The organism is Halopseudomonas bauzanensis, from assembly GCF_900114735.1.
GTDB lineage: Bacteria > Pseudomonadota > Gammaproteobacteria > Pseudomonadales > Pseudomonadaceae > Halopseudomonas > Halopseudomonas bauzanensis.
The window spans coordinates 1,147,531-1,174,484 of sequence record NZ_FOUA01000001.1 but is presented as its reverse complement, the minus strand read 5'-3'; the positions used below and the strand labels follow the sequence as shown (position 1 = coordinate 1,174,484).

Below are 26,954 nucleotides of genomic sequence, written 5' to 3'. Positions count from 1 at the left end.
GAAGCCCCCCGCGCCCCTTTGCCGCACCGCCCCTTATCTTCCCCGCGAGAACGGTTACAATGGCTGCATTTACGCCACTGGATACCGATTTCATGTCTGAATTGAAGAATGACCGTTTTCTGCGTGCGCTGCTGCGCCAGCCTGTTGATGTAACCCCGGTATGGATGATGCGCCAGGCAGGCCGCTACCTGCCCGAGTACCGCGCCTCCCGCGCCCGCGCCGGTGACTTCATGGGCTTGTGCATGAATCCCGAGATGGCCTGTGAAGTGACCCTGCAGCCGCTGGAACGCTATCCGCTGGACGCCGCCATCCTGTTTTCCGACATCCTGACCATCCCCGACGCCATGGGTCTGGGCCTGCACTTCGAGACCGGCGAAGGCCCGCGTTTTCGCAAGCGCATCGACACCCTCGCCGATATCGAAGCCCTGCCGATTCCCGATCCACGCCAGGACCTGGGCTATGTCATGGATGCGGTCAGCACCATCCGCCGCGAGCTCAATGGCCGGGTGCCGCTGATCGGTTTCTCTGGCAGTCCCTGGACCCTGGCGACCTACATGGTAGAAGGCGGCTCTTCCAAGGATTTCCGCAAGATCAAGGCGCTGATGTACGACCAGCCCGAGGCGGTGCACCTGCTGCTGGACAAGCTGGCGCAATCGGTCACCAGCTACCTGAACGAGCAGATCAAGTCAGGCGCCCAAGCGGTGCAGATCTTTGACACCTGGGGCGGCAATCTGTCCGCCGATGCCTATCAAACGTTCTCCCTGGCCTATATGCGCAAGATCATCAGCGGTCTGATTCGTGAGCATGACGGGCGCCGCGTCCCGGTGATCGTATTCACCAAGAACGGCGGCCTGTGGCTGGAAAGCATTGCCGAGTGTGGCGCTGATGGTGTTGGTCTGGACTGGACCATGGATATCGGCGTGGCCCGTTCCCGGGTCGGCGCCAAAGTCGCGCTGCAGGGCAATATGGACCCCACCGTGCTGTATGCCAACCCGCAGGCGATCCGCAATGAAGTGGAACGGATTCTCGCCAGCTACGGCAAGGGCACCGGCCATGTATTCAACCTAGGCCACGGCATCACCCCGGAAGTGGACCCGGCTCACGCTGGTGTGTTCATCGAGGCGGTGCATGAGTTTTCGGCCAAGTACCATGACCTGAAGGCAGTCTGACGACTGAACAGTTATAGGGAGAAAACAATAATGAAGCTCGAAACTCTGGCAATACACGCCGGCTACAGCCCCGACCCGACTACCAAGTCGGTCGCGGTGCCGATCTACCAGACCACGTCCTACGCTTTCGACAGTACCCAGCATGGCGCTGACCTGTTCGATCTGAAGGTGCCCGGTAACATCTACACGCGGATCACCAATCCGACCAACGATGTACTCGAGCAGCGGATCGCGGCGCTGGAAGGGGGCGTAGGAGCCCTGGCGGTGGCATCGGGTATGGCCGCGATTACCTATGCGATCCAGACCATTGCCGGGGTGGGCGACAATATTGTTTCCACCGCCAAGCTGTACGGCGGCACCTATAACCTGTTTGCCCACACCTTGCCGCGTCAGGGCATCGAGGTGCGTTTTGCCGCGCATAACGATATCGCCGCGATGGAAGCGTTGATCGACGAGAACACCAAGGCGGTGTTCTGCGAGTCTATCGGCAATCCCGCGGGCAATATCGTCGACCTGCAGGCGCTGGCCGACGCGGCGCACCGGCATGGCGTACCGCTGATCGTGGATAACACGGTAGCCACGCCGGTGTTGTGCCGGCCCTTCGAGCATGGCGCCGATATCATCGTGCATGCGCTGACCAAGTATATCGGCGGCCATGGCAATAGCCTGGGCGGCATGGTGGTGGATTCGGGCAAATTTCCCTGGGCGGATAACAAGGAGCGTTTCCCGCTTCTGAATACGCCTGATCCTTCCTACCACGGCGTGGTCTACACCGAAGCCTTCGGTCCGGCGGCCTTTATCGGTCGTTGCCGGGTGGTGCCGTTGCGCAACATGGGCGCGGCGTTGTCGCCGTTCAACACCTTCCTGATCCTGCAGGGTCTGGAAACCTTGAGCCTGCGCATGGAACGCCACTGCGAGAACGCGCAGAAGGTGGCCGAATACCTACAGCAGCATCCGCAGGTAGCCTGGGTGAAATATGCCGGGCTCAAGGATAATCCTGAACACGATCTGGCCCAGCGCTACATGGGCGGTCAGCCGGCGGCGATCCTGTCCTTCGGGATCAAGGGTGGCCAGGAAGCCGGTGCGCGTTTCATCGATGCGCTGGAGTTGGTACTGCGGCTGGTGAATATCGGTGACGCCAAGTCATTGGCCTGTCATCCGGCCTCGACCACGCACCGCCAGCTGGACGACGAGGAGCTGGAGAAAGCGGGAGTGCCGCGAGACCTGATTCGGCTGTCGATCGGTATCGAGCATATCGACGATATTCTTGCGGACCTGGCGCAGGCGCTCGAAGCGGCAAAATGAGTCAGTGCTGAAAATATAAAAGGCGGCCTTGGCCGCCTTTTATGTTTCTGTCAGGCCGGAAACAATGGCCAGATCAGCGGGATTACCAGCGTCGCCGCGGCCCACATGATCAGGTTCAGTGGCAGGCCGATCCGCACGAAGTCCATGAACCGGTAACCGCCGGCGCTGTAGACGAAGGTGTTGGTCTGGTAGCCGATCGGCGTGGCGAAGCTGGCACTGGCGGCGAGCATCACCGCCACCACGAACGGGCGCGGATCAGCGCCCAACTGGTAAGCCACGCCAATGGCGATGGGTGTCAGCAGCACGCCCACCGCATTGTTGCTGACAATCTCGGTGAGAATCGAGGTCAGCAGATAGATGAAAGACAGCATGAACAGCGGGCCGAGCAGCGGCGACAGGGTCATCACCTGACCGACGATGCCGTCCACCAGTCCGACCTTGTCCATGGCGATACTGATCGCCAGCATGCCGAAGATCAGCGCCAGGATCTTCCAGTCGATGGACTTGTAGGCATCCTCGACTTCCAGGCAGCCGGTGGCGACCACCACGGCGGCAGCGATGATCGCCAGTCCTTCGATCGACATCACCCCCAGCGCCGCCAGCACCATCACTGACAGCATGGCGACAATGGCAATCGGGGCCTTGTTGCGGCGATAGGCCCGTTCTTGCACGGTATTCAGGCTGATCAGGTCGCCGTTATCGGCGAACTTGCGGATCTGCGCCGGCGAGCCTTCGACCAGCATCACATCACCGAACTGCAACTCGAAGTCGTCGAGGTTGTCTTGGATGTGTTCGTCCTGCCGATGCACGGCCAGTACGTGGATCCCGTAACGGGCAGTCAGGTTGAGGTCGCGCATGGGCCGGTTGATGTAGCGTGAGCTGCGCGCCACCACGGCCTCGGCCAGTACCACATCGCGAGTGGAGATGGTTTCGAAACTCTGGTCGCGGTTGAATTCCAGTACGCCATTGTGCCGCAGCTCGACGAAGTCGCGCACATTGGCATGCAGTATCAAGCGGTCGCCAGCATTGAGCATGGTGGTGTTGAGCGGGGTGGTCAGCTCGTCGTCACCGCGAAACAGCTTCAAGACCTGAATGCCGCTATCGCCATTGAGCTGGGCTTCGGCGATGGTCTGGTTGATCACGGGTGAGTCCTGGGGCACCAGCAGTTCGGTCATGAAGGTGCGGCTGCGAGTTGGCCGCAGGCGGTCCGACAGGCTGTCGCGGTCTGGCAGCAGACGGTTGCCGAACAACATGATGAAGGCCAGGCCGATGGCTGACATGATCGCACCCGCCAGGGTGATCTCGAACATACCGAACGGCGCCAGCCCCTCCTGTCGGGCTACCCCGTCGACCAGTATGTTGGTGGAGGTACCGATCATGGTCATGGTGCCGCCGAGAATAGTGGCATAGGACAGTGGAATCAGAACCTTCGATGCCTTGCTGCCAACCCGGGCGGCGAGGGTGACCGCCACCGGCGTGAGAATCGCCACCACCGGCGTATTGTTGATGAAGGTCGACAACAGCATGGCGGTGACCAGCAGGGCGAACAGCATGCGCGTAGGGCTGGTACCGCCGATACGGGCAAGCACACTGCCCAGCTTGTCCACGCAGCCGGTGCGTTCGAGGGCGGCAGACAATACGAACATGCAGGCGATGGTGATCGGGGCGCTGTTGGACAGCACGCTGAGTACCTCTGTCGGCGTCAACAGGGTGGTGGCCAGCAGAATGGCGACGGCAATACCGACCACCACGTCGGGACTCAGCTTCTCGCGGACAAAGGCGTACATCACCCAGCACAACAGGGCGGCCACACCAAGCGTGGCCAGGGTATCCCAATTCATCGGTACCAAAATCTCGTGTGAGGTATCGGTCCCGCAACGGGAACCAGACTAGAGCCGCTACCCTAGTTGCCGCCGCTTAGTCTGTCCAAGACCTGATAATGATTTTGTTATTCCTTAAAGGTATAAGTGGTGCGGTTTTGCTGTGCAAGCCGCTACGAGCGTGGAAGACCGCTTTTCGGATTGTCGAGTAGTGCTCGACGATAAGGCAGGAAGGCTGCGATGCCGCAGGCGTAGCGCATGTGCGCTACACCCGAAAGGCAATACCGGATGGCGGACATCAGGACGAACAGCTGATCTCCAGCCGCCGCCCCCAATCCGGCGGTGGCGCAGTGTAGGCTTCCTGCCCCGGTTGCCGAGTAAATGGCTGGCGCAGGACCTGATGCAGGCGGCGGACTTCGCTGAAGTCATCCTGCTCGGCTGCCGTAATGGCCTGCTGCGCCAGATAATTACGCAGTACGTACACAGGATTGCAGTCCAGCCGGCCGGCCAAGGCGCTGGAGTCCGCGGCCTGTCGAGCCTGATGCTGCGTCAGCCAGCGGTCAAAAGCGTCGCGGTCGATGAACTGACCCCGTGCGCTGACATCATCCTCGGCCAACAGCCGCAGAGTGATGTGGTAATCACTGGCGCTGGTCTGCATCTGCTGTAGCAGTTGCTGCAACAACTCCTCATCCTCGGGCTGCTCGCCGGCCCAGCCCAGGCGCGCGCGCATCAGGCGCAGATATTCCGCCTGATAACGCGGCATCGCTGTCGCCAGTGCCGATTTCAGCGCTTCGACTTCGACATAGGGCGTTAACGCCTGGGCCAGACAGGCCAGGTTCCAGTGGGCAATGGCCGGCTGCCGATTGAAGGCATAACGACCCTCGTGATCGGAATGGTTGCAGATATGGCCAGCGTCATACTCGTCAAGGAAGGCGTAGGGGCCAAAATCGAATGTGATGCCGAGAATCGACATATTGTCGGTGTTCATCACGCCATGACAGAAACCATAAGCCTGCCAGCGGGCGACCATGTCCATGGTGCGCTGCAGAACCTGATTGAACATGTCCAGTACCGGGTCGGTGGCTTGCTGGGACGCTGGATAGCAGGTCTGCAGGGTGAAGTCGATGAGCTGGCGCAGTGCGTCATGCTGCCGGGTGTAGTAGAAGAACTCGAAATGCCCGAAGCGGATGTGTGACGGGGCCAGGCGCAGCAGCATGGCACCGCGCTCCTGCCGCTCACGATAGACCGGATCGTCACCCACGGTGACGCACAGCGCTCGGCTGCTGGGAATACCCAGCGCCGGCAGCGCCTCGGAGGCTAGGAATTCGCGGATCGACGAACGCAACACTGCGCGCCCGTCACCCATCCGCGAATAGGGCGTGCTGCCGGCACCCTTTAAATGCAGATCCCAATGCTCACCGCGGCCATTGACCACCTCGCCGAGCAACAAGCCACGACCATCCCCCAACTGCGGGTTGTACACGCCGAACTGGTGGCCGGAATAGACCATGGCCCGTGGCTCCGACGCACTCCACAGTTTGGCCCCGGAAAACAGTTCGGTGAATAGCTCAGAGTCCGCTTCGCTGGTGTCCAGGTCGATCAGTGCCATGGCATCGGCGCTGCTGACCACCAATCGTGGATTGCTCAACGGGTCGGGCACCACCTTGCTGGAGAAAGTGTCGCCGAGGTCGGCGAAGCGGTTGTCGAATTGCAGGTCGGCCAGCGTGGTCATAAGCACACCATCGGGATGGAAAGACCTCCATGCTGCCTGCCTTATGGCCCTGTATCAAGCGGTGTAATGGTGAGCCGTTTCCGTTGACCGTCCGGTCAGCGGGGCATAATGTCAAACGACTGTATGAATAATAAACAGCCCACCCGCTGCGTCATTTTCGGAGAAACCAATGCCCAGTTACAACGCTCCCTTGCGCGACATGCGCTTTGTCATGGATGAAGTATTCGATTTCGCTGCCGGTTATCAGACCCATGGCTTGACCGACGCCACGCCCGACCTGGTAGACGCCGTGCTCGAGGAAAGCGCCAAATTCGCCAGCGAAGTACTGGCCCCGCTGAACCGCACCGGTGATGAGGAAGGTTGCCATTTCGACAACGGCGTAGTCACCACGCCCAAGGGCTTCAAGGAAGCCTATCAGCAGTACGTGGACAACGGCTGGGCAGCCATGAGCGGCCCGGTAGAATTTGGCGGCCAGGGCCTGCCCGCCTCGCTGGGCCTGGTGGTCAACGAGATGACCGCCGCCGCCAACTATGCCTGGAACATGTATCCTGGCCTGACCCACGGCTGTGCCTCGGCCATCCGCGCCCATGGCAGCCAGGAGCAGAAAGAGCTGTACCTGAACAAACTGGTGCCCGGCCACTGGACCGGCACCATGTGCCTGACCGAGCCCCACTGCGGCACCGACCTGGGCCTGATCAAGACCCGCGCGGTGCCCCAGGCCGATGGTAGCTACTCGGTCACCGGCACCAAGATCTTCATCTCCTCCGGCGAGCACGACATGGCCGAGAACATCGTCCACCTGGTGTTGGCCAAGCTGCCCGATGCACCCGCCGGCACCAAGGGTATCTCGCTGTTCATCGTGCCCAAGTTCCTGCCTGACGCCAATGGCGAGAAGGGCGAGCGCAACGGCGTAGTCTGCGGCTCCATCGAACACAAGATGGGTATCAAGGCCTCGGCCACCTGCGTGATGAACTTCGACGGCGCCACCGGCTTTCTGATCGGTGAGGTCAACAAGGGCCTGAACTGCATGTTCACAATGATGAACGGCGCCCGCCTGGGTACCGGCATGCAAGGGCTGTGTCATGGCGAAGTGTCCTATCAGAACGCCGTTGCCTACGCCAAGGACCGTCTGCAGATGCGCTCGCTGTCCGGTCCGGCCGAACCGGAAAAGCCGGCAGACCCGATCATCGTGCACCCCGACGTTCGCCGCATGCTGCTGACCATGAAAGCCTTCAACGAGGGCAACCGCGCGCTGGCCTACTACACCGCGCAATTGCTGGACAGTGCCCACTATTCACAGGACGAAGCCGTTCGCGCCAACGCCGAAGACCAACTGGCCTTCCTGACGCCGATCTGCAAGGCGTTCATGACCGAGACCGGCCTGGAAGTGACCCTGCTGGGCATGCAGGTGTTCGGTGGCCACGGTTACATCCGCGAATGGGGGCAGGAGCAGCAGGTACGTGACTGCCGCATCGCGCCGATCTACGAAGGCACCAATGGCATCCAGGCCCTGGACCTGCTGGGCCGCAAGGTGCTGATGAGCCAGGGCAAACTGCTGCGCGCCTTCTCCAAGGAAGTGCACCTGTTCTGCCAGGCCAACGAAGGCCATGCGCAGTTCGGCGAGTACTTCAACAAGCTCACCGCCCTGAATGCCCAATGGGGCGAGCTGACCCAGAAGGTCGCGGTCAAATCCATGCAGAACAAGGAAGAAGTCGGCGCTGCTGCGATGGACTTCCTGATGTTCTCCGGCTACGTCATTCATGCCTTCTTCTGGCTGAAAATGGCCGTGGTCGCTCAGCAGAAACTGGAAGCCGGTAGCTCCGATGCTGCCTTCTATCAGGGCAAGCTGGCTACTCAGGAGTTCTACTTCAAGCGACTGTTGCCTCGGGCCCAGGCGCATGTGGAGGCCCTGGAAGCGGGTGCTGATGCTTTGATGCGGATGACTGCTGATCAATTCTGACGTTCTGTGAATTGACGTTGGGTTGCTGTTGGTGCTGTGTTGGGTTCTGGTGGGTATTACCCCACTTCAGAACTCGCACCCCGCCATCCATGGCGCTCGTGTGCGTCCGTCCCTGGACGCACACGGTTCTGAAGTGGGGTAATACCCACCAGAACCGGCGATTTTGTGTTGGCTGCAGGAAGAAAAACCGTTATGAGATATGGATTGGCTAGTCGGCAGTATGTTGTCCATCGCCGATTGGTAGCTATAAATATCTAATTTCTCAACTCCTCACTCCCCTCCCTGTTTCTCCATCAACCACCTCAATCTGAGTTCGGCCGTAGGGTACTTCCCCCTTTTCAGAACCGTGTGCGTCCAGGGACGGACGCACACGAGCGCCAGGGATGGCGGGTGCGAGTTCTGAAAAGGGGGAAGTACCCTGCGGCCTTGCACAAACTCTCCGCCCAAGAACATCCACACAAGCACAAAGCCAGCCAATCCAATAAATATGTGACCATATCAAAGACAAAAGTCACAACAAGACGCTATCGTTTGAAATGGTCTCAGTCTACAATCAGCCCAATCGACCCGGTTGAGCCGGCACACTGACTGAGGAGTTCCCATGGCCGAGTACCAAGCCCCCCTGCGTGACATCCGTTTCGTTCTCAATGAAACCTTTGCAGCCGACCAGCTGTGGCAGAGTCTGCCCGGCCTGAATGGCGCCATTGATGCCGATACTGCCGAAGCCATGCTCGAAGAAGCGGCCAAGATCACCTCCCAGACCATCGCCCCGCTGAACCGCAACGGTGATGAAGAAGGTGCCGTGTGGAACAACGGCGAAGTCACCACTCCAGCCGGCTTCAAGCAGGCTTACGCCACCTATGCCGAAGGCGGCTGGGTAGGGTTGGCTGGTAATCCCGAGTTCGGTGGACTGGGCATGCCCAAGACCCTCGGCGTCCAGGTTGAAGAGATGATCTACGGCGCCAATAGCAGCTTCGCGCTGTACATCGCCCTGACTGCCGGCAGCACCCTGGCGCTGGACGCCCATGGCAGCGAAGAACTCAAGCAGAAGTACCTGCCGAACATGTATGCCGGCACTTGGGCTGGCACCATGTGCCTGACCGAGCCCCATGCCGGTACTGACCTGGGTATCATCCGCACCAAGGCCGTACCCGAGGCCGATGGCAGCTACGCGGTGACCGGCACCAAGATCTTCATCACCGGCGGTGAACACGACCTCACCGAGAATATCATTCACCTGGTACTGGCCAAGCTGCCCGACGCACCGGCCGGCCCCAAGGGCATTTCCCTGTTCCTGGTGCCCAAGTTTCTGGTCAACGAGGACGGCAGCCTGGGTGAGCGCAATACCCTGAGCTGCGGCTCGATTGAACACAAGATGGGTATCAAGGGCTCGGCTACCTGCGTGATGAACTTCGATGGTGCCAAGGGCTATCTGATCGGTGAATTGAACAAGGGCCTGAATGCCATGTTCACCATGATGAACTACGAGCGCCTGTCCATCGGTATCCAGGGCATCGGTTGCGCCGAAGCGTCTTACCAGACGGCCGTCGCCTACGCCCGTGAACGCATCCAGAGCCGCGCTCCGACCGGCGCAGTACAACCGGACAAAGCCGCCGACCCGATCATGGTGCACCCGGACGTGCGTCGCATGCTGCTGACCATGAAGGCGATGACCGAAGGTAGCCGGGCCTTCTCCACCTATGTTGGCATGCAGCTGGACATCAGCAAGTTCGCTGACGACGAGCAGATCAAGAAGAAAGGCGAAGACCTGGTGGCGTTGCTCACGCCGGTAGCCAAGGCCTTCTTTACCGACGTCGGCTTCGAAAGCTGCGTTCATGGTCAGCAGGTACTCGGTGGCCATGGCTATATCCGCGAGTGGGGCCAGGAACAACTGGTGCGGGATGTGCGTATCGCGCAGATCTACGAAGGGACCAACGGCATCCAGGCGCTGGACCTGATGGGGCGCAAGACAGTCGCCAACGGTGGTGCCTTCTTCAAGGTATTTGCCGATGAGATCGAAGCGTTCATCAGCGAAAACGATGCTGCCGAAATGGGTGAGTTTATCGAGCCCCTGCAGGCGGCACTGGAGAACCTCAAGGAGTTGACTGCCCAGGTCATCGATAACAGCAAAGCCAATCCCAACGAGATCGGCGCGGCTTCGGTGGAGTATCTGCACACCTTCGGCTACACGGCCTACGCCTACATGTGGGCGCGGATGGCCAAGGCGGCATTGACAGCGGAGCAGGGTGCTGACGGTTTCTATCAGGGCAAGCTGGCTACTGCGCGCTTCTATTTCAAGCGTCTGCTGCCGCGTATCCATTCGCTGAGCGCGTCGGTGCGCGCCGGTAGTGACGTGTTGTTCGAACTGGAATCGGCGCAATTCTGAGACGCTTCTTCCGTACGTAGGAAAACACTTACAAAACGTGGCGGTAATAGCCTATGGGCCGCCACCTGACACCTGCGTACTATTGGTTTCGCAAGGATGCACCGCAGGAAGCGAAGCAGTACAAAAGGGAGCAGGGATCGAGTTACAGGAAGTACCAGCGTTAAGGATGATGATCAGGACGTTATTCTGCGAAACCCCGCTTCGGCGGGGTTTTTTAATGGGCGTCTTCCAGCCATCCGGCCTTGCCGGATATCAGCCGTTCTCTGTCGACTCGTGCTCCGCCGATTCCACCTTGCGCTTGCGTAATTGCTGCAAGTCCGGCGTCTGCAATATCAGCAAGGCGCCGGCCCCGGCGACCATGCCCCAGAATGCCGATGCTATCCCCAGCAGCGACACCCCCGAAGCTGTGACCAGGAAAGTCACTAACGCCGCTTCCCGGTGGCGTTCCTCCTGCAGCGCACTGACCAGTCCGCTGCCAATGGTGTTGATCAGCGCGAAGCCGGCGATGGCCAGTACCAACTCCTTCGGAAATGCCAGAAACAGCGCGCCGATGCTGGCCCCGAAGATACCTGCCACCAGATAGAACAGACCGGACACTATCGCTGCGGTATAGCGCTTGGCGGGATCGTCATGGGCCTCGGGGCCGGTGCAGATGGCCGCGGTGATGGCGGCCAGATTCACGCCAAAGGCGCCGAACGGCGCCAATACAAAGGTCGCCAGTCCGGTCCAGCCGATCAGGGGCGAGGCGGGTGTCTGATAGCCTGCGGCCCGCATCACAGCTAGCCCCGGCAGATTCTGAGATGCCACGCAGACGGCGAACAGCGGCAACGCCACCCCCATCAAGGCCTGCACGCTGAATGCGGGTGTGACCCATTGCGGCGTAGTGACGGTGAAACTCAAGGCGCTGAAGTCGAGCGAATCACTGGCCGCTGCCACAGCAATGCCCACCACCAGCGGCGCCATCACGGCATAACGAGGGATCAGGCGGCGGGCCAGCAGGTAGGTCAGCAACATCGGGAAGACCAGACTGAAAGCCGTGGCCAGCGCGGCGAAAGCTTCCATGCCGAAGCGCAGCAGTACCCCGGCCAGCATGCCCGCCGCAATCGCCGGTGGAATCCGCTGCATGATCCGCTCGAACCAGCCGAAGAAGCCGCACAGCGCCATCAGAAGTCCGCACAGGACGAACGCGCCGGTGGCTTCCTGCAAAGTGGCGCTGGAGGCGGCGGTCACCAGGACTGCAGCGCCCGGCGTCGACCAGGCGGTGACGACAGGCGCTTTAAAACGCCAGGAAAGATAGATGCCCGAAACCCCGATGCCCAGACACAGTGCAAGCATCCAGGAGCCGATTTGCGCAGGCGTGGCGCCTAGCTCGCTGGCAGCCTGGAATACCAGCGCGGCGGAGCTGGTGAAGCCCACCAGCACAGCGACGAAGCCGGCGCTGAAGGAAGAAACGGAAAGGTCTTTGAAAAAACTCATGGGCAACTCATCAGGTCATGCACAAGGGATAGCAGTCAGGGCTACGATCTTCACATAATTGGGCCCGCTCATGTTAGCGCCGGTTGCCTTGACGTGCTCGTGCTAGGATGAGCACGCCGCACGCGGGCGGATAACAGTTTTGAGTGGAGGGATCGTGTTCTCGCTGAAGCGTAAGGGTGATTATCGGCTACAGCTGACTCGCACATTGAAAAAGCCGGGCCGCTACGACGTCGAGCTATATCTATTCACGCCCCATGAAAATGACCTGTCCGCCTGGACGCTGGATGAGCGGCAGTTCTTCTTCAGCACGCTGTCACACCGCTTCGGTTTGCTCGGTTTGCCTGAAGAAGACCGGGTCAGCAAGACAGACGGATCTTTCGCGCTGTTATCCCCTCACTATGAAATCATGTTCGGCTCCTGGCTCTTTCAATATCGGGCCTCCATGGACCGGCTGCGACAGCAGATCCAAAATGCCGGTGTGACGGAAGAGCCGCTCAAGCGGGCGCTGCGACTGAGTCAGAACTTTGCCCAGCGTCTGCGCAGATCGACGCCGGAGCAGAGCAATCAGCGGCGCTACTTCCGGCAGCTGGATATCTACTTCTCCTGGCATGCAGAACAGTTCTTTCTCGAATGCATGACCCTGGAAGGCTACAGCGAGCTGGATGAAGAGCTCATCGCAGCCATCCAGGAGTTTTTGCAGCAGGAATACCGCCATCGCCGGGAGCGGGAATATCTGAGCGACTTCCACGGCTCCCCGACCCGGGTCTGGAATCGCATGAGTTTGTATCATCGTCTATTGGAATATCCGGTGCTGCTGCGTTCCAAGGTGACCGAGCTGGGGGAAGGTACCCGCAAGCTGGTCAAGGCGGCATCAACCATGCTGATCATGACGCTGTTCACGTACTTTCTGTTCAATGCGCGGGCGGGCAATCAGCACCTATCGATTGCGCTGCTGCTGGGTATCGCCTCGGTGTACGCCATACGCGACCTGTTGCGTGACGACATGATTACGGTCATCACCCGCTGGTTGCGTAAGGGCAAGCCGCGCTGGAAGATCCGCCTGCTGATGCCTTACACAAAAAGACTCATGGCTCAGCAGCGAGTATGGCTGGACTATCGCAAGCTCCCCAATTTGCCCCATGAGGTGCTGGAGCACTCCGGCAAATGGGCTACCAATGAAGAGCGGCAGATCATCTGTTACCGTTCGGTACTTTCGCTGGAAAAGGGGGCGCTGGAACGGGACAAGATCCAGGAGCGCCTCAGCCTGGATTGCGAAAAATTGTGCGAAATGATCCAGGCCACACGAAACCGGCTGTTCAGCTACGCTGACGATGAGCCCTTTGCTGCGATCCAGGCCCACCCCATCGAGAAACAGCACGACTACAATCTGTTGCTGGTGTACACCGAGCCGGGAACGGGGCATTCCACGGCCCAGCGCTGGCGTTTGCGCCTGGGGAGCGATGGTATAGTCCACTGCGAAAGCAAGAAGACGCACTGGCCCAGCGCCGAAGAGCAGCAGCGCAGAAGCGGGCTGCTGCGCTTGCGTGACCATCTACGTCGACATTGAATGCCGGGTGAATGTAACTTTACGAAGCGGCAAGTGACCAATGAATAATAATCCGGTTTGGTGTCGCAGGGAGACAACCGAGCCGGTTGAAACAAAGGGAGCGTCACGGAGAATGTTTGTGCTCGGGTTACCGCTACAGAAGAAAATTGCATGAGGATGGCAACGCCGCTATTGCGTGCTGCCATCATCTGCCTGGCTGTTTCCACCACGGCTTGCCGTGTGTCGCCGCCAGCGGAACCGGTGTTGCCGTTTACCCTGCCGGTTACCTTCGCCGCTGAGTCTTCCGGCGCCTTCGAGCCCGCCGAGCGTTGGTGGACGGAGTTTGATGACGAACGCCTGAACCATTTTGTCGATACGGCCCTGGTACGCAATCCCGGCCTCGCCCAGGCCATCGCCCGGGCACGCATCGCCGAAGCGCGGGTCAGGTCCACCGGCGCCGATGCGCTGCCCCAGGTCGGGATTGGCCTGAACAGCACGCGCCAACGCCAGAACCTGTCGGGCCTGGGATTATCGGATCTGGGTGACGATATGGCCATGCTCAGCAATAACCACAATGCGGCACTGGATATTAGCTGGGAGCTGGATCTGTGGGGCCGCCTGTCCGCTCTGAGCGCCTCGGCCCGAGCCGAATTTCTGGCCAGCGGCGAGCAGCTGCGTGCCATGCGTCAGTCGGTAGCAGCGCAGATCACGCAGCTGTATTTCGACATCACCCATGCCCGGGCACAGGTCGAACTATCGGAAGATACCGTCACTGCCTTGGAAGAAATGGCCCGGCAGATCAACAACCGGGTCCAGATTGGGATCGCCTCGCCAGCAGACGGCATGCTCGCCGACGCCAACCTCGGCTCGGCCCAGGCCGGGCTTGAACAGCGCCGTGAGGCGCTGGCCGTCAGCGTCCGGCAGCTGGAAATACTGATGGGAAACTACCCGGCCGGCAATCTGCAGACCAGCGCCACGCTGCCTGCTGTTTCGCCGCCACCCACCGCAGGTGTGCCCGCGCAGCTGCTGGTGCGGCGCCCGGATGTGCGCGCCGCGGAGCTGGCGCTGATCGGAGCGGGATACCAGCTGGGCGCGGCCAAGCGCTCCTTTCTGCCGTCCGTCTCACTGACGGGCTCGGGCGGCTACTCCAGCAGCGAGTTCTCCGACCTGTTCAGCAGCGGCAATCTGATCTGGTCGATTGGCGGGCGCATTGTGCAGCCGATATTCCAAGGCGGGCGCCTGGTTGCTCAAGTGGATATTGCCGAAGGCCAGCGCGACGAGACGCTGAACGCCTACATCGAAACGGCGCTCAATGCCCTGGCGGAAGTCGAAAGCCGCCTGGCGGTAGAAGGGCTGCTGGCACGCCGCGAGCAGGTGCTGGATGGGTCGGCCAGTGCGGCAGAGGAGGCGGTACGGGTGTCCTATAACCGCTATCTGCAAGGGATAGATCCGTTTCTCAACGTGCTGGAGAGTCAGCAACGCGCCCTCGATGGCCGCAGCGCCCATATCACCGCCCGCCATGCGCGGATAGAAAACCGCATCGCATTGCATCTGGCGCTGGGCGGCGGCTTCGAGTCCGGCTCGTCCACGGTGCTTGCGGTAACACCCGTCAGTGCCGGCAGCCTGTCCACTAATCCCAGAGAAGAGCCCAGATAATGTGCAAGAGTCGTATGAGCGCTGTTGGCGTGGTTTTGCTGTTCGGTTTGCTGGGGTGTGGTGGCACCGAGGAACCGGAGGCGCAGCAGAACGGCCAGTCCGCTACTGCGGGGCAACAGGGCGGTGAAGCGCAATTGGTTAGCGTCAAGGCGGTGCCGGTGGCACATCGCAATCTGCAGACGTGGGTCTACAGTCAGGGCACTGCCCGCTCGCGTCAGCGTGAATTTCTGACCTTTACCCAGCAAGGCATGGTCTCCCATGTTGATGAAGAACTGCGGGTCGGCAGTCCAGTGAAGGCCGGTCAATTGATCGCCCACCAGGCACCCGAGCGGGTGCAAGCTGATCTACAGGCGGCCAAGGCGGCGCTGGCTGAAGCCGAGGCCAATCTGGAGCTGGCCAAGGTAACTCGCCGGCGCTACGAAGCCCTGATCGAACAGCGCTCCGCATCGCGACAGGAACTGGACCAAGCCGTGGTGCAGGTGGAGCAGGCCACGGCAGCACGGGACAACAGTCGTGCGCAGCTGGCGCAGGCGCAATTGACGGTGGACGAGTCGCGACTGGTGTCGCCCATCGACGGGGTGCTGGCGCGCCTCAATATCGAGAAGGGCCGTTATTTCATGCCCAGCGTGGTGCAAACCAACACCGAACAGAATGCCCTGCGCACGGTGCCTGCCCTGGTGATCGGCCCGAACCGTTTTGAAGTGCGGGTGGACCTGCCGTCCTATGACTTCCGGCAGGTCGAGAATGGCGCCCGGGCAGTGGTTGGTGGTGAGCCGCCGAGAGACGGTCGCGATGTCGATCCGTTGGTCGGGAATGATCGGGTGGCCGGCACGGTGCATGCGATCAGCCCGTCCCTGGACCCGGAAACCCGCACCTTCGAAGTGGTCGTGCATACCGAAGGCGACAACCCAGGCCTGCTGGACGGCGAGTTCGTCGCGGTTTGGATCGCGCTGCCGGTGCTGCAGGAGAGCTTGGCCGTGCCACTGGAGGCGCTGCGCTTTCGCAACGATCAATCCTTCGTCTTCGTGGTGGAACGGGATAGTGGCCGGGTCAATGAACGCCGGGTCGAACTGGGCCAGCAGGCCGGCGCCTACCGGGCAGTCGTCGAGGGGATAGCAGAGGGCGAACTGGTGGTTACCGATGGGCGGGCGGCGCTCTATGATGGACAGCAGGTCCGGGTCCTGCAAGCAGACGGGGAGCGCGAATGAGCACCGCCAACAGTCCGGACGGTGCGCTCCCGGCGACCCCGCGGCAGGAAAGCGAAGAGGTACGCACGGCCCACCCGTTGGCGCGCTTCTTCTTCCTGCAACCGATCTTCGGCATTCTGTTACTGATCACATTGTTGCTCGGTGGGCTGATGGCCTATATGCAACTGGTCAAGGAGTCGCTGCCGGATCTGAATATCCCTCAGGCCACCATCACCACCACCTGGCCCGGCGCCGATCCCCGTACCATCGAGGAACAGGTCACTGACTTCATCGAGGACGAGGTCACCACCCTGGAGGGGGTGCGTAAAGTTGACAGCGCTTCCTACGATTCCTTCTCGGTCATATCCGTCGAATTCGACGCCTCGGCCGACCCCATCGATGCCATGACTCGGTTGCGGGCCGCGGTGGCTGACGCCGAGGCGGAACTGCCGGCAGACGTGGAGCGGCCGACGATCAAACAGGCCTCGGTCGATGATCGTCCGATTCTTACCTTCACCCTGCATGGTGAGGCGGGCTCTGCAACCATGAACCAGCAGGCCAGGCGCATTCGCGATGAGCTGGAGCGCGTGCCCGGCGTCAATGAAGTGAACATTGGCGGGGAGCGTGAGGAAATCGTTCAGATACTGCTGCGCCCTGAGCGGCTACTGGCGCTGGGGTTGTCGCCGTCAGCCGTGCGCAATGCGGTGCAGCAGGCCAACGTGGAGCAGCCATTCGGTGAGATCCGCAGCGATGATATCGGGGCCGTGGTGCGTCTGGAAGGGCGCTTCCATGATGTGGACGACCTGCGTGCGTTGCCGGTGGCGCGGCTCAGTGGCCCGGGCGCCGACCGCCCCGTACGTCTGGATGAAGTGGCCTCAGTGCGCCGCATGCAGGAAACCGAAACTTCCCGGGCTTTTTTCAGCGCGAACGGCGAAGAGTACGCCGCGTCCCTGGAGCTCTCGGTCCGCAAGACCCCCGGTGCTGACACCGTGAATCTGGTAGCGAATCTGCATTCCGCGTTGGAGCGGATGCAGGACGCAGGAGCCTGGCCTTCCGGTCTGGAATACAGCATCATCCAGGATGAGGCAAACCAGATCATGGAGTCGCTGGCCGAGGTGTTCTTCAGCGCCCTGCAGACCATGGCCGTGGTGTTCATCATCCTGTTGCTGACGATTGCCTGGCGCGAGGCAATCCTGGCCGGCCTGTCAGTGCCGGTGACCTTTGCCGGGGTGCTGCTGATCATCATGTTGATGGGCTATTCGCTCAACGAGCTGGTGGTCATCGGCATGGTGATCGCGCTGGTGATGATCGTCGACGTCTTCATCGTTCTGCTGGAAGGGCTGCACGACGAGATCTACAACGGCGGCAAGACCTTCGGCCAGGCCGTGCTGGCGACCGTCAAGCGCTACGCCTTGCCCGCCTTTGCCGCACAGTTGACGACCATCCTCGCGCTGGCGCCGCTGATGTCGATCAGCGGCACCGTGGGCGAATTCATCCGGGTGTTGCCGACCACCACGGTGGTCTGCCTGATCCTCTCTTTCATCGTTGCCATGTTGTGCACCTTGCCGCTGGCCCGCGCCTTGCTGGGTAGGCAGCGCAAAGCTGAAGACCCGCAGCGTCAGGGATTGTCCGACCGGATTACCCGGCGTGCCGTCGATGGGCTGGAGCAGTGGAACGCCCGCTGGGTCGTACGGCAGCGTCGGCAAGCCTGGCTGTGGTTGCTCGGCGCCATTGTGCTGTTCATTTTCTCCATGTGGGCCTTTACCCAGGCGCGGGTCGAACTCTTCCCCGCGACGGACGGCGAGCGCCTGGGTATCAACATCGAGCTGCCGCCCACGGTGCAGCTGGAAGCTTCCCAGGCGGTCGCCGATGACATTGGCGCTATCCTGCGCGACAAACCGTATTTCGAGAATGTGGTGAAGCTGGTGGGCCTCAAGAGTCCCTTCGCCGGCGGCTCGATGGCCTCCAACCTGCAGCCCAGCGAAGCGGAGAATTTTATCGGCTTCTCCGCCACCTTCCGCCCACTGGAGGAACGCGACGCTCCGTCTTATGAGCTGGCCGATGAGTTGCGCCGCGAGCTGTCGGCCTATCTGAATGCGCATGTTGCCGCCGCGCAGTTGCTGGTTGTTCCGGAATCAAGTAGCCCCAGTGCGGGTGATCCCATCGAGATCCAGCTGATCGGTGCCGATATGGACGAACTGCTGCGCCTGTCCCGCGAGGTCCAGGCGCTGCTGGCCGATACCCAGGGCGTGGTGGATGTGCGCGATAACATCGGCATGCTCAAACCGCAACTGGCCCTGCAGCCCGACCGCGAAGCGGCCAACTTCTTCGGCATCGACCACGGTGATCTGGCTTCACAGCTGCGCATTGCCTTCAGTTCCGACGAAGTCGGTACCTTCGTCACCGCCGATGGTGACGACAACATCGATATCCGCCTGGGCACTGAATGGCCCAGCCGCCCGGGCGAGGCGGGCGGACCGCGCAGTACTGAAGAGCTCACGCGAGTACGTGCCTTCACCCAGGATGGCCGTTCCGTCGCCATGCAACAGCTACTCAACCCCACCCAGTCCGAAGCGGCTATCGCTATCTCTCACGTCGGTGGTGAGCGGGCGCTGACCGTCATGGCCAAGAACGAAGGGCGCACCGTGGGTGAAGTCTTTGCCGAAGTGCAGCCCCGGCTGGACGAGCTGCAGCAACAATGGCCCTCCGGCTACCGTGCCGTGATCGGCGGGGAAGCAGCGGATACCACCGAAACCTTCGCCTCGGCCCTGGTGGCGCTGATCATTGCCGTGGTGCTGATCGTCGGTGTGCTGGTCATCCTGTTCAGCAGCTTCCGTCAGGCTTTCATCATCTTCGCGACCATGCCGCTGGCCGTCATTGGCTCTGCCCTCGGCTTCTGGGCCTTCGACATCACCTTCTCGTTCTTCGCCATGATTGGCTTGGTCTCGCTGATCGGGATCGCCATCAACAACGGCATTATCATGGTCGATACCATGAATAACTACCTGAAGGACGGCATGACCGTCCCCGAAGCCGCCGCGGCCGGCTCCGCCCGGCGTCTGCGACCGCTGCTCACCACGGCCATCACCACCATTGTCGGCCTGGTGCCGCTGGCGGTCAGTAGTGCCTTCTATCGACCACTGACGTTGGTGATTATTTTTGGACTGCTATCGGTGTCGGTGCTGGCGCTGTTCGTGGTGCCGGCGCTGTATGTGCTATTGACCCCGGCGGATGCGGGTGAGGAGAAAGTGCTGGATTGAGTTGGGCGGGGGGCTGCTCGGTGGTTTACCTAAGCCGTGCCATTGTTTTAGTCGTTATGGATCTCTGTGCGACTGCATCAACAGCGCGGCCCACGGCTGTCTGAGAGCTGCCGCCTAAGGGCGGCTGCTCTCAGACTCCAGTTACGCGTGCTCGACCTGGCGATGGGTATCCACGGCAACCATCTCGTGGCCGATCTGCTGGGCTGCTTGCAATATCTTCGTCGAGTCAGCGGTTTCACTGTCCAATAGCAGGTGCGAGCTCAACACCTTTGCGCCGCAATAATTGAAGATGCCATGGTCGATTTGTGTCTTCATGGCCGCTGCATAGCCATGCCGCTCGAAGGTCCCCGGATCGGCGCCGCCGATACCTACCAGGTGGACGTTCAGGTACGCCAGCTTTTTAATCAGGGCGCCTCCCGGACTGAAATCGAAGGCCCAGCCGTTCGAGAACACCCGGTCTATCCATCCCTTCATAAGCGCGGGCATGCTCCACCAGTAAACGGGATATACCAATACCAAGGCGTCGGCGCGATCGATTCTGGTCTGCTCTGACTGCACATCGGCAGCAGGTGATGCTTGTGTGCGGTGTACAGTCAGGTCGGCTGCGGTGAAGCGAGGGTCGAAGCCTTCCTGCGCCAAGTCGGCTATCTCGAACGTATGCTGTGGTTGTGCACACGTAATGCCCTTGGCTATATGCGATGCGACGGCCTGAGTCAGCGACTCAAGCTCTGGGTGAGCGACTACGATGAGTGTATGCATGGCGAAACCTCTGTGAAAGTTTGAACCGCCAGCGTGGCGGCTATATACTTTTGGTAAGTTACGCCCATAAGTTACTAATGGTATATAGCGATGTCAATAACCAGCAAAGATCAAAAAGATGGATCGTCCAGGCCGCGCCGTCGGCTGACCCGGGAGGAGCGGCTACGCCAGTTGCTGGATGTGGCATGGCAACTGGTTAGCGACGAAGGCACTGACGCCCTGACGCTAGGCCGGCTCGCTGAGCAGGCCGGGGTGACTAAACCGGTGGTCTACGACCATTTCGCAACCCGTTCGGGGCTGCTCGCGGCTCTGTACAAGGATTTCGATCTGCGCCAGACGTCCATCATGGATGCTGCTATCCAGGCTAGCGATCCGACGCTCTTGAGCCGGGCCACGGTTGTGGCTTCGTCCTATATCGACTGTGTGCTGCTTCAAGGGCGGGAAATCCCCGGTGTGATTGCGGCGTTGGCGAGCACTCCAGAGCTGGAAAAAATCAAACGCGAATATGAAGCGGTTTTTCTGAACAAATGCCAGGAGCTATTTTCGCCATTCGCAGGTGGCGAGCTGAAGCTGGCCAGTCTGCACGGGATGTTGGGGGCGGCCGAAGCGCTTTCGGCGGCCGCTGTCTGCGGTGAGATTACAGCCGAGCAGGCCAAGGGTGAGCTGGTGGAGGTGATAACAGGGATGGTTGCCAGAAATGCGCGGGGGAGAGTGCCTGACCAGGTTTGAAACTCGATGCGGTGTCATCCATGATGACGCGGCTCGCTGGAACCTACCCCGCTTTACACCTTATCAGCACCGCGGCTCCAGAACCGGCGCGCCGGCTGTGTTAAAGTACCGCCCGCGCTCCCCCTCCTGGAAATAATTCATGTCTACTTCTCCTCGGTACTCGCTGATTGCGGGACTTGCCTTGCTTATTGGTTTCAATCTCCGGCCGATCATGGCTGCCATCGGCCCGTTGCTGGAAATACTCCAACGGGATCTGGGCCTCAGCAGTACCCAGGCGGGGCTGTTGACGACATTGCCGGTCGTGCTGATGGGCGTATGCGCTCTTGCTGGTCCGTGGTTGCAGCGCTGGGTAGGGGAGGTGAGGGGAATAGCACTCGGCATGCTGTTGATCACCCTGGCCAGCGCCGCGAGATTCGTGATTGATTCAGGCAACTGGTTGATCGTCTCGGCAGCCGTTGCCGGCACTGGCATCGCCATGGTCCAGGCGCTGATGCCGGCCTGGCTGAAAAGAAACCATCCCGAGCGGGCAGGCTCGCTCATGGGGTTGTTCACCACCGGCATCATGGGTGGGGCGGTGATAGCCGCCGCCGGAGCGGCCCCGGCGGCGGCTGTCGGTGGCTGGCAGCTGGTGCTGGGCATCGCGCTGATTCCTGCCTTGCTGGCGCTGATCGCCTGGATACGCTACGCCGGCGGTCGCGAGCGTACAGCGGACCGTGTGGTGCTGCCCTACCGTAGCACCCGGGCCTGGTACCTGCTGGCCTTCTTCGGCATCGGCACCAGCGCATACACCCTGGCCCTTGCGTGGTTGCCAGCCTACTACATCGACCTGGGATTCACCTCGGTTCACGCGGGTTACCTGCTCGGTACATTGTCAGCCATGGAAGTCGTCGCCGGGCTGGCCGTATCAACCCTGGTGCACCGCTTCCCGGACCGCCGGCCGTTGCTGACCGTCGTCATCCTGTTTGTACTGGCGGGCCTGGGTTGTCTGATTCTGGCGCCCATATCGCTCATGCTGCCGGCCATTGTGCTGCTGGGCCTGGGCATCGGCGCACTCTTCCCGCTGTCTCTGATCGTCACCCTGGACCACGCGGATTCCCCAGCCCAGGCCGGCGCGTTGCTGGCTTTTGTGCAGGGTGGTGGTTATGCCATCGCAGCGTTGATGCCACTCTTGGCGGGCGTCATCAGAGACACCATGGCCTCGCTGGAATGGGCCTGGATCTGCATGGCGGTGGGTGCGCTGGTGGTGCTGGCGATGAGTTGGCGACTGGGAAAAGCGGAGGACGAGGCGGAGGCTGATGCTGTCGCTTCGTTGTAATTCACTGCAACGTCAAAATGGTGGGCCCAGTAGGACTTGAACCTACGACCAATCGATTATGAGTCGACTGCTCTGACCAACTGAGCTATAGGCCCACTTATTACAACAGTCGCGGATTATACGGACTGCGGTTGGCTCTGGCTAGGCTGCTGTGCGGCAGCGGGTGGGGGAGCCTGCAAGGCACCGGGGCACCTTGCAGGCAGGTGAGTTTACTCGCTGATATCGATGCTGGAAATGCGTTCAGCTTCGATCTGCTCTCTGGTAAAGGGCACCCGATGCCAGTTCTTGTCTGCATAGGCTTCGGTGTAGTCAGCGTAGTGCGGGCTGGCCGGGTCGGTGGACTGGGAATTGCTCAGGAAGGTATAGGCTCGTACCGGTTCACCTTCGGGGAAATCCACCACGTGCATATAGGTGTTACGCAGCACGGTAAAGTAGCCTTCCTCGCCCTCGCCACCATATTGGGGGATCTGCTTGCCCGGTTTGAGGAAGAACTGCACCTCACCCAACTTGGCGTTGAGCGGGATATTGGCATCCACCAGTTCCGCAACGGCGCTGGAAAATGCGCTACGAACGGCTTCCTGCACGCTGGTATTGCTACTCAGACCCGCTGGTGTATTGACCGGATCGGCTGCATCGAAGGGCGTGGCATACAGGCTCTGGCCTGGGGCCAGATCTATGTTCATCCAGAAGGCGGTCCAGATATGGGCGCCGACGGCATCGATCTCGCCGGTATTGTTCCAGCTGGCCAGGATCTGGCAGGCCTGCTGCTCGGTGTCGGGCGCACCGGCGTCGCAGACGCTGGCAAGCACTTCGTCCTTCAGCAGTTCAGCGCTATAGACCCGGCTGTTGAGCACGATATCGCGGATATTCTCGCTGCTGGCCAAGTGGCCGTTCAAACCATCGGTACCGGCCAGCCGTTCCCTGACCAGGGTGTGACCCATGCGCGTGCGCAGGGTTTGCTGGTAGTTCTCGCGGCCGATGATGCCGTTGAAACCGGTCAGCGGTTGCTCGGGATTGCTCAGCCAGTAGCTGTCGTTCATGTTCGCCACATAGTCGTTGGTGAGCAGGCTGGGCAGCTTGCTGGGGCCGAAGGCGCCAGGCTGCCGCGAATCGCCATCCGTACGCCAATCACACTCGGTACGACTGCCATCCAATAGCGGCAGGCCTGGTACCAACTGCAACACGATGGGTCCATAAGGCTGAGCCAGGCAGCCGGGCAGCATGCTGTCGGGTACGTTGGGCACAGCGGTGATGTCGGAATAGAGCGCACGATCATCGCCACGACCGATGGCCGTGGTGTTGACCCACGGAATGCCGACGTACTGTCTGGTTATGTCATAGAAATCGGTCAGCGACTCTGCCTGGTTCCAGGCGAAGAAGTTCTCGAAGGCTCGGGTGTTTTCGAGGTTGATATCGCGCAGGGTGAAGGCGGCCTGATCGCTCCAGCCCGGCAGGCCCATGCCTGCCAGGTTGATCATCGGACCGTAGGCCGAGCGATATAGCGTCCGTGAGGCGGGGGCCAGAGAGCCATCGGCTTGCTTGACCTGAACGGTGATCTCGGTGGCCTCCAGCGCTTTCTCCTGGCCATCCTGGATGTAGCGCGTGGGATCGCCGTTCGCCAGCTGTAACTGATAGAGCGTGAAGCGGTAGGCGGTGGAGACGGTATGCGCCCAGGCGATATTGTCGTTGAAGCCCATCTGGATCATGGGTGAGCCCATGATGGAGGCCCCGGAAATATCCAGTTTTCCAGGGATGGTCATGTGGATCTGATAGAAGCGGTCAATGCCCAGGTGAAACCAATGAGGGTTGGCAAACAGCAGGCTCTCACCGGATTCGGTAGTGTCGCTGCCAAAGGCGAAGGTATTGCTGCCGATCCCCTCCTTGCGGCCCAGCTTGAAGCGCTCCGGATCGATATTCAATTCCTGCGGTGCGCTGCGGCTGCGCATTGTGGCCGCGCCGATGGCTGGCGGCTGCGCGCTGGCGATTTCCTGTACCCAGTTGGCACTGCTGGCGGCCAGGTTCAGCCCAACGAGGCGACGCATGAGGTCGTCTTCGGTTACCGTCATCAGCCATTCCTGGTTGCGGCAATCGGCATGGCGACCGGCATGCCCGCCGTCTTGTATTTCGGTTACATAACGGTTGTAGCCTGCGGTAAAGCCGTGCAAAAGGTCACGGACATCCTCGGATTGCGCGTCCTTGAATTTCTCAACCTGTTGATCATCGACTACAAAGCGGAAAAAGAAATCCGCCTCCAGGTTGGGGGGTGAGCCGAAGGTGCTCATCAGCGAGGCGGGTTCATCTGGCCCGAAATAACGTGAGCGTTCGCCACGGAAGGTAAGGAAGGCATCGGCCAGCACACAGAGGTTATCCTCCGCGATGGCGTAACCGTGTCCGTATCCTGCGCCGGCGAAATTGTCGGCGGTGATATGGGGGATGCCGTAGGTGGTGCGTTCGATAGTGGCCTTGTAACTGGCTGGAGGGGGAGCATCGCTACCGCCGCCACTGCTACCGAACTTGCACGCACCCAGCATCAGAAAGGTGCTGATCAATCCTAGTTGAGCGAGACTTCTACGCTGCCTATATTGCTGCATGTTCCTTTCCTCTTATTATTATTCAAACACCCGTTTGGGTGATGCTGCCGAAGCAGAATAAGCGAGGATGGAAGCGCAGCATAGAGCGCAGCCGTAATTTCTTTGGCGGGGAAGTGAATGTTGGAAGCAGAAACGCCCGGCAAGCCGGGCGTTTCTATTGGTACTGCGGTGTGCTTACTCGTCGAGGAAGCTGCGCAGGTGATCGCTGCGGGTTGGATGACGCAGCTTGCGCAGGGCCTTGGCCTCGATCTGACGGATTCGCTCGCGGGTGACGTCGAACTGCTTGCCGACCTCTTCCAGCGTGTGGTCGGTGTTCATATCGATGCCGAAGCGCATGCGCAGTACCTTGGCTTCACGGGCGGTGAGGCCGGAAAGTACTTCGCGGGTCGCTTCCTTGAGGCTTTCCACGGTCGCTGAATCGATCGGCGATTCCATGGCGCCGTCCTCGATGAAATCACCCAGGTGCGAGTCTTCGTCGTCACCGATGGGGGTTTCCATGGAGATCGGCTCCTTGGCGATCTTCAATACCTTGCGGATCTTGTCCTCGGGCATTTCCATGCGCTCGCCCAGCTCTTCAGGGGTGGGCTCGCGGCCCATTTCCTGCAGCATCTGACGGGAGATGCGGTTGAGCTTGTTGATCGTCTCGATCATGTGCACCGGAATCCGGATGGTGCGCGCCTGGTCGGCGATCGAGCGGGTGATCGCCTGGCGAATCCACCAGGTGGCATAGGTCGAGAACTTGTAGCCGCGGCGGTATTCGAACTTGTCCACCGCCTTCATCAGGCCGATGTTGCCTTCCTGAATCAGGTCGAGGAACTGCAGGCCGCGGTTGGTGTACTTCTTAGCAATGGAGATCACCAGACGCAGGTTGGCCTCGACCATTTCTTTCTTGGCACGGCGGGCGCGGGCTTCACCGATCGACATGCGACGGTTGATGTCCTTGACGTCGGCGATGCTCAGCTGGGCGTCTTCTTCCAGTGCGACGAGTTTCTTCTGCGCACGGATGACGTCGGCCTTGACCGCTTCCAGCTCGGCAGCATAGCGCGGCTTGTCGGCCAGCAGGCTGTCGATCCAGGCTTCGTTGGTCTCGTTGCCGGGGAAGCTGCGCAGGAAATCGGCACGCGGCATACGTGCATCCCGCACGCACAGCTGCATGATGGCGCGTTCCTGGGCGCGGATGTTGTCCTGGGTGCTGCGCACGCGAACAACCAGCGCGTCATACTGCTTGGGTACCAGCTTGATCGGCATGAACAGCTGCGCCAGCGCTTCCAGCTCGGCAACGACTTCCGGGCTGTGGCGGTCGTGCTTCTTCAGTGCCTTGCGGACTTTCTGCAGTTGCTCGTTGACCGCGCCGAAACGCTGACGGGCAAGCTCTGGATCCGGGCCGCCATCACCTTCTTCGGCCTCGTCATCGTCGTCCTGCTCTTCGTCTTCTTCGTCTTCGTCGTCGGCCTTCTTGTCGTTCTTCGGCTTGGCTGTCTCACCGGGAACGATGGCATTGTCGGTACCGGACATGCCGTCATCGTCAGGGTCGATATAACCACTGAAGATATCCGACAGGCGCCCGCCTTCTTCGGCGATGCGCTGGTATTCGCTGATGATGCCCTCGACGGTGCCGGGGAACATGGAGATGGCCGCCATCACCTCGCGGATGCCTTCCTCGATGCGTTTGGCGATTTCGATCTCGCCTTCGCGGGTCAGCAGCTCGACGGTACCCATTTCGCGCATGTACATGCGCACCGGGTCGGTGGTGCGGCCGATGTCGCTTTCAACGGCGGCCAGAGCGGCTGCGGCTTCTTCCGCGGCGGCTTCGTCGGCGTCATTATCGGCCAGTAGAAGAGCATCGGCATCGGGTGCAGTCTCGAAGACCGTGATTCCCATGTCGTTGATCATGCGAATGATGTCTTCAACCTGTTCTGGATCTGAGATATCCTCAGGCAGATGGTCGTTGACTTCCGCGTAGGTCAAGTAGCCTTGCTCGCGACCGCGGGCAATGAGCTCTTTGAGACGGGATTGCTGTTGCGCTTTTCCGGACATAACAACCCTATGTGGATGCCTTGGTG

Annotated in this window: 16 protein-coding genes and 1 tRNA gene; 10 read left to right on the top strand and 7 right to left on the bottom strand. The window is 60.6% G+C overall.

Translation table 11 applies throughout. The features are described 5' to 3' along the window. Positions 1 to 92 precede the first annotated feature (92 nt). Complete coding sequence (hemE, locus tag BM267_RS05425) at positions 93 to 1,169, top strand: uroporphyrinogen decarboxylase (protein ID WP_074778669.1); 1,077 nt, start codon at positions 93 to 95, stop codon at positions 1,167 to 1,169. Positions 1,170 to 1,199: 30 nt separating this feature from the next. Beyond that, positions 1,200 to 2,474: a bifunctional O-acetylhomoserine aminocarboxypropyltransferase/cysteine synthase gene (locus BM267_RS05420; RefSeq protein WP_036989118.1), complete on the top strand. Its 1,275-nt coding sequence runs from the start codon at positions 1,200 to 1,202 to the stop codon at positions 2,472 to 2,474. A 50-nt stretch (positions 2,475 to 2,524) separates the two neighbouring features. Here BM267_RS05420 and BM267_RS05415 read toward each other — a convergent pair whose 3' ends face one another. Together BM267_RS05415 and selO are read right to left on the bottom strand one after the other, a co-directional pair. Continuing rightward, positions 2,525 to 4,327 (bottom strand): SLC13 family permease, encoded by a 1,803-nt coding sequence (locus BM267_RS05415; protein WP_328586261.1) that lies wholly within the window; start codon positions 4,325 to 4,327, stop codon positions 2,525 to 2,527. 265 nt (positions 4,328 to 4,592) lie between these two features. Continuing rightward, a complete protein-coding gene (gene selO, locus BM267_RS05410) occupies positions 4,593 to 6,026 on the bottom strand; it encodes a protein adenylyltransferase SelO (protein WP_074777505.1) in 1,434 nt (477 codons plus the stop codon). A 169-nt stretch (positions 6,027 to 6,195) separates the two neighbouring features. Here selO and BM267_RS05405 point away from each other — a divergent pair, with 169 nt between their 5' ends. Together BM267_RS05405 and BM267_RS05400 are read left to right on the top strand one after the other, a co-directional pair. After that, positions 6,196 to 7,986, top strand: coding sequence for an acyl-CoA dehydrogenase C-terminal domain-containing protein (locus BM267_RS05405; RefSeq protein ID WP_074777507.1), 1,791 nt, complete (start codon positions 6,196 to 6,198; stop codon positions 7,984 to 7,986). Positions 7,987 to 8,587: 601 nt separating this feature from the next. Beyond that, positions 8,588 to 10,372 carry an acyl-CoA dehydrogenase C-terminal domain-containing protein gene (locus tag BM267_RS05400; RefSeq protein WP_036989122.1) on the top strand — a complete coding sequence of 595 codons (1,785 nt, stop codon included), beginning with the start codon at positions 8,588 to 8,590 and terminating at the stop codon, positions 10,370 to 10,372. A gap of 252 nt (positions 10,373 to 10,624) precedes the next feature. Here BM267_RS05400 and BM267_RS05395 read toward each other — a convergent pair whose 3' ends face one another. Further along, complete coding sequence (locus BM267_RS05395) at positions 10,625 to 11,848, bottom strand: benzoate/H(+) symporter BenE family transporter (protein ID WP_051610762.1); 1,224 nt, start codon at positions 11,846 to 11,848, stop codon at positions 10,625 to 10,627. Between the two features lie 154 nt (positions 11,849 to 12,002). Between BM267_RS05395 and BM267_RS05390 the strand changes: the two genes are divergently transcribed. The 4 genes from BM267_RS05390 (at position 12,003) to BM267_RS05375 (ending at position 19,497) form a co-directional block, all read left to right on the top strand. Next, positions 12,003 to 13,415, top strand: coding sequence for a hypothetical protein (locus BM267_RS05390; protein ID WP_036989123.1), 1,413 nt, complete (start codon positions 12,003 to 12,005; stop codon positions 13,413 to 13,415). A gap of 150 nt (positions 13,416 to 13,565) precedes the next feature. Further along, positions 13,566 to 15,050 (top strand): efflux transporter outer membrane subunit, encoded by a 1,485-nt coding sequence (locus BM267_RS05385; RefSeq protein ID WP_083392347.1) that lies wholly within the window; start codon positions 13,566 to 13,568, stop codon positions 15,048 to 15,050. Then, positions 15,050 to 16,258 carry an efflux RND transporter periplasmic adaptor subunit gene (locus tag BM267_RS05380; protein WP_083392348.1) on the top strand — a complete coding sequence of 403 codons (1,209 nt, stop codon included), beginning with the start codon at positions 15,050 to 15,052 and terminating at the stop codon, positions 16,256 to 16,258. The genes BM267_RS05385 and BM267_RS05380 overlap by 1 nt, the downstream gene beginning before the upstream one ends. Next, positions 16,255 to 19,497 carry an efflux RND transporter permease subunit gene (locus tag BM267_RS05375; RefSeq protein ID WP_074777513.1) on the top strand — a complete coding sequence of 1,081 codons (3,243 nt, stop codon included), beginning with the start codon at positions 16,255 to 16,257 and terminating at the stop codon, positions 19,495 to 19,497. Before BM267_RS05380 ends, BM267_RS05375 begins: the two co-directional genes overlap by 4 nt. Positions 19,498 to 19,638: 141 nt before the next feature. Here BM267_RS05375 and BM267_RS05370 read toward each other — a convergent pair whose 3' ends face one another. After that, complete coding sequence (locus BM267_RS05370; protein WP_074777514.1) at positions 19,639 to 20,256, bottom strand: NAD(P)H-dependent oxidoreductase; 618 nt, start codon at positions 20,254 to 20,256, stop codon at positions 19,639 to 19,641. A 90-nt stretch (positions 20,257 to 20,346) separates the two neighbouring features. On the opposite strand from BM267_RS05370, the gene BM267_RS05365 reads away from it, so the two are divergent. Both BM267_RS05365 and BM267_RS05360 read left to right on the top strand, forming a co-directional pair. Next, the gene (locus BM267_RS05365) at positions 20,347 to 20,985 is read left to right on the top strand and encodes a TetR/AcrR family transcriptional regulator (protein ID WP_074777516.1); all 639 of its coding nucleotides are present in this window, start codon (positions 20,347 to 20,349) and stop codon (positions 20,983 to 20,985) included. Between the two features lie 139 nt (positions 20,986 to 21,124). Beyond that, complete coding sequence (locus tag BM267_RS05360; RefSeq protein WP_074777518.1) at positions 21,125 to 22,300, top strand: MFS transporter; 1,176 nt, start codon at positions 21,125 to 21,127, stop codon at positions 22,298 to 22,300. Positions 22,301 to 22,318: 18 nt separating this feature from the next. Here the strand turns inward: BM267_RS05360 and BM267_RS05355 are convergent. The 3 genes from BM267_RS05355 to rpoD all read right to left on the bottom strand — a co-directional run bounded on the left by BM267_RS05355 (position 22,319) and on the right by rpoD (position 26,928). Further along, a tRNA-Ile gene (locus BM267_RS05355) sits at positions 22,319 to 22,395 on the bottom strand. Between the two features lie 114 nt (positions 22,396 to 22,509). Continuing rightward, on the bottom strand, positions 22,510 to 24,891 hold the full coding sequence (locus BM267_RS05350) for a penicillin acylase family protein (protein WP_074777520.1): 2,382 nt from the start codon (positions 24,889 to 24,891) through the stop codon (positions 22,510 to 22,512). Positions 24,892 to 25,065: 174 nt separating this feature from the next. Further along, positions 25,066 to 26,928 (bottom strand): RNA polymerase sigma factor RpoD, encoded by a 1,863-nt coding sequence (rpoD, locus tag BM267_RS05345; RefSeq protein ID WP_074777523.1) that lies wholly within the window; start codon positions 26,926 to 26,928, stop codon positions 25,066 to 25,068. Positions 26,929 to 26,954 lie beyond the last annotated feature (26 nt).

Bases quoted from the DNA above. Each gene is read 5' to 3' on its own strand.
- hemE (WP_074778669.1), top strand. From the start codon at position 93: ATGTCTGAATTGAAGAATGACCGTTTTCTGCGTGCGCTGCTGCGCCAG.
- BM267_RS05420 (WP_036989118.1), top strand. From the start codon at position 1,200: ATGAAGCTCGAAACTCTGGCAATACACGCCGGCTACAGCCCCGACCCG.
- selO (WP_074777505.1), bottom strand. From the start codon at position 6,026: ATGACCACGCTGGCCGACCTGCAATTCGACAACCGCTTCGCCGACCTC.
- BM267_RS05405 (WP_074777507.1), top strand. From the start codon at position 6,196: ATGCCCAGTTACAACGCTCCCTTGCGCGACATGCGCTTTGTCATGGAT.
- BM267_RS05400 (WP_036989122.1), top strand. From the start codon at position 8,588: ATGGCCGAGTACCAAGCCCCCCTGCGTGACATCCGTTTCGTTCTCAAT.
- BM267_RS05395 (WP_051610762.1), bottom strand. From the start codon at position 11,848: ATGAGTTTTTTCAAAGACCTTTCCGTTTCTTCCTTCAGCGCCGGCTTC.
- BM267_RS05385 (WP_083392347.1), top strand. From the start codon at position 13,566: ATGAGGATGGCAACGCCGCTATTGCGTGCTGCCATCATCTGCCTGGCT.
- BM267_RS05380 (WP_083392348.1), top strand. From the start codon at position 15,050: ATGTGCAAGAGTCGTATGAGCGCTGTTGGCGTGGTTTTGCTGTTCGGT.
- BM267_RS05375 (WP_074777513.1), top strand. From the start codon at position 16,255: ATGAGCACCGCCAACAGTCCGGACGGTGCGCTCCCGGCGACCCCGCGG.
- BM267_RS05370 (WP_074777514.1), bottom strand. From the start codon at position 20,256: ATGCATACACTCATCGTAGTCGCTCACCCAGAGCTTGAGTCGCTGACT.
- BM267_RS05365 (WP_074777516.1), top strand. From the start codon at position 20,347: ATGTCAATAACCAGCAAAGATCAAAAAGATGGATCGTCCAGGCCGCGC.
- BM267_RS05360 (WP_074777518.1), top strand. From the start codon at position 21,125: ATGTCTACTTCTCCTCGGTACTCGCTGATTGCGGGACTTGCCTTGCTT.
- BM267_RS05350 (WP_074777520.1), bottom strand. From the start codon at position 24,891: ATGCAGCAATATAGGCAGCGTAGAAGTCTCGCTCAACTAGGATTGATC.
- rpoD (WP_074777523.1), bottom strand. From the start codon at position 26,928: ATGTCCGGAAAAGCGCAACAGCAATCCCGTCTCAAAGAGCTCATTGCC.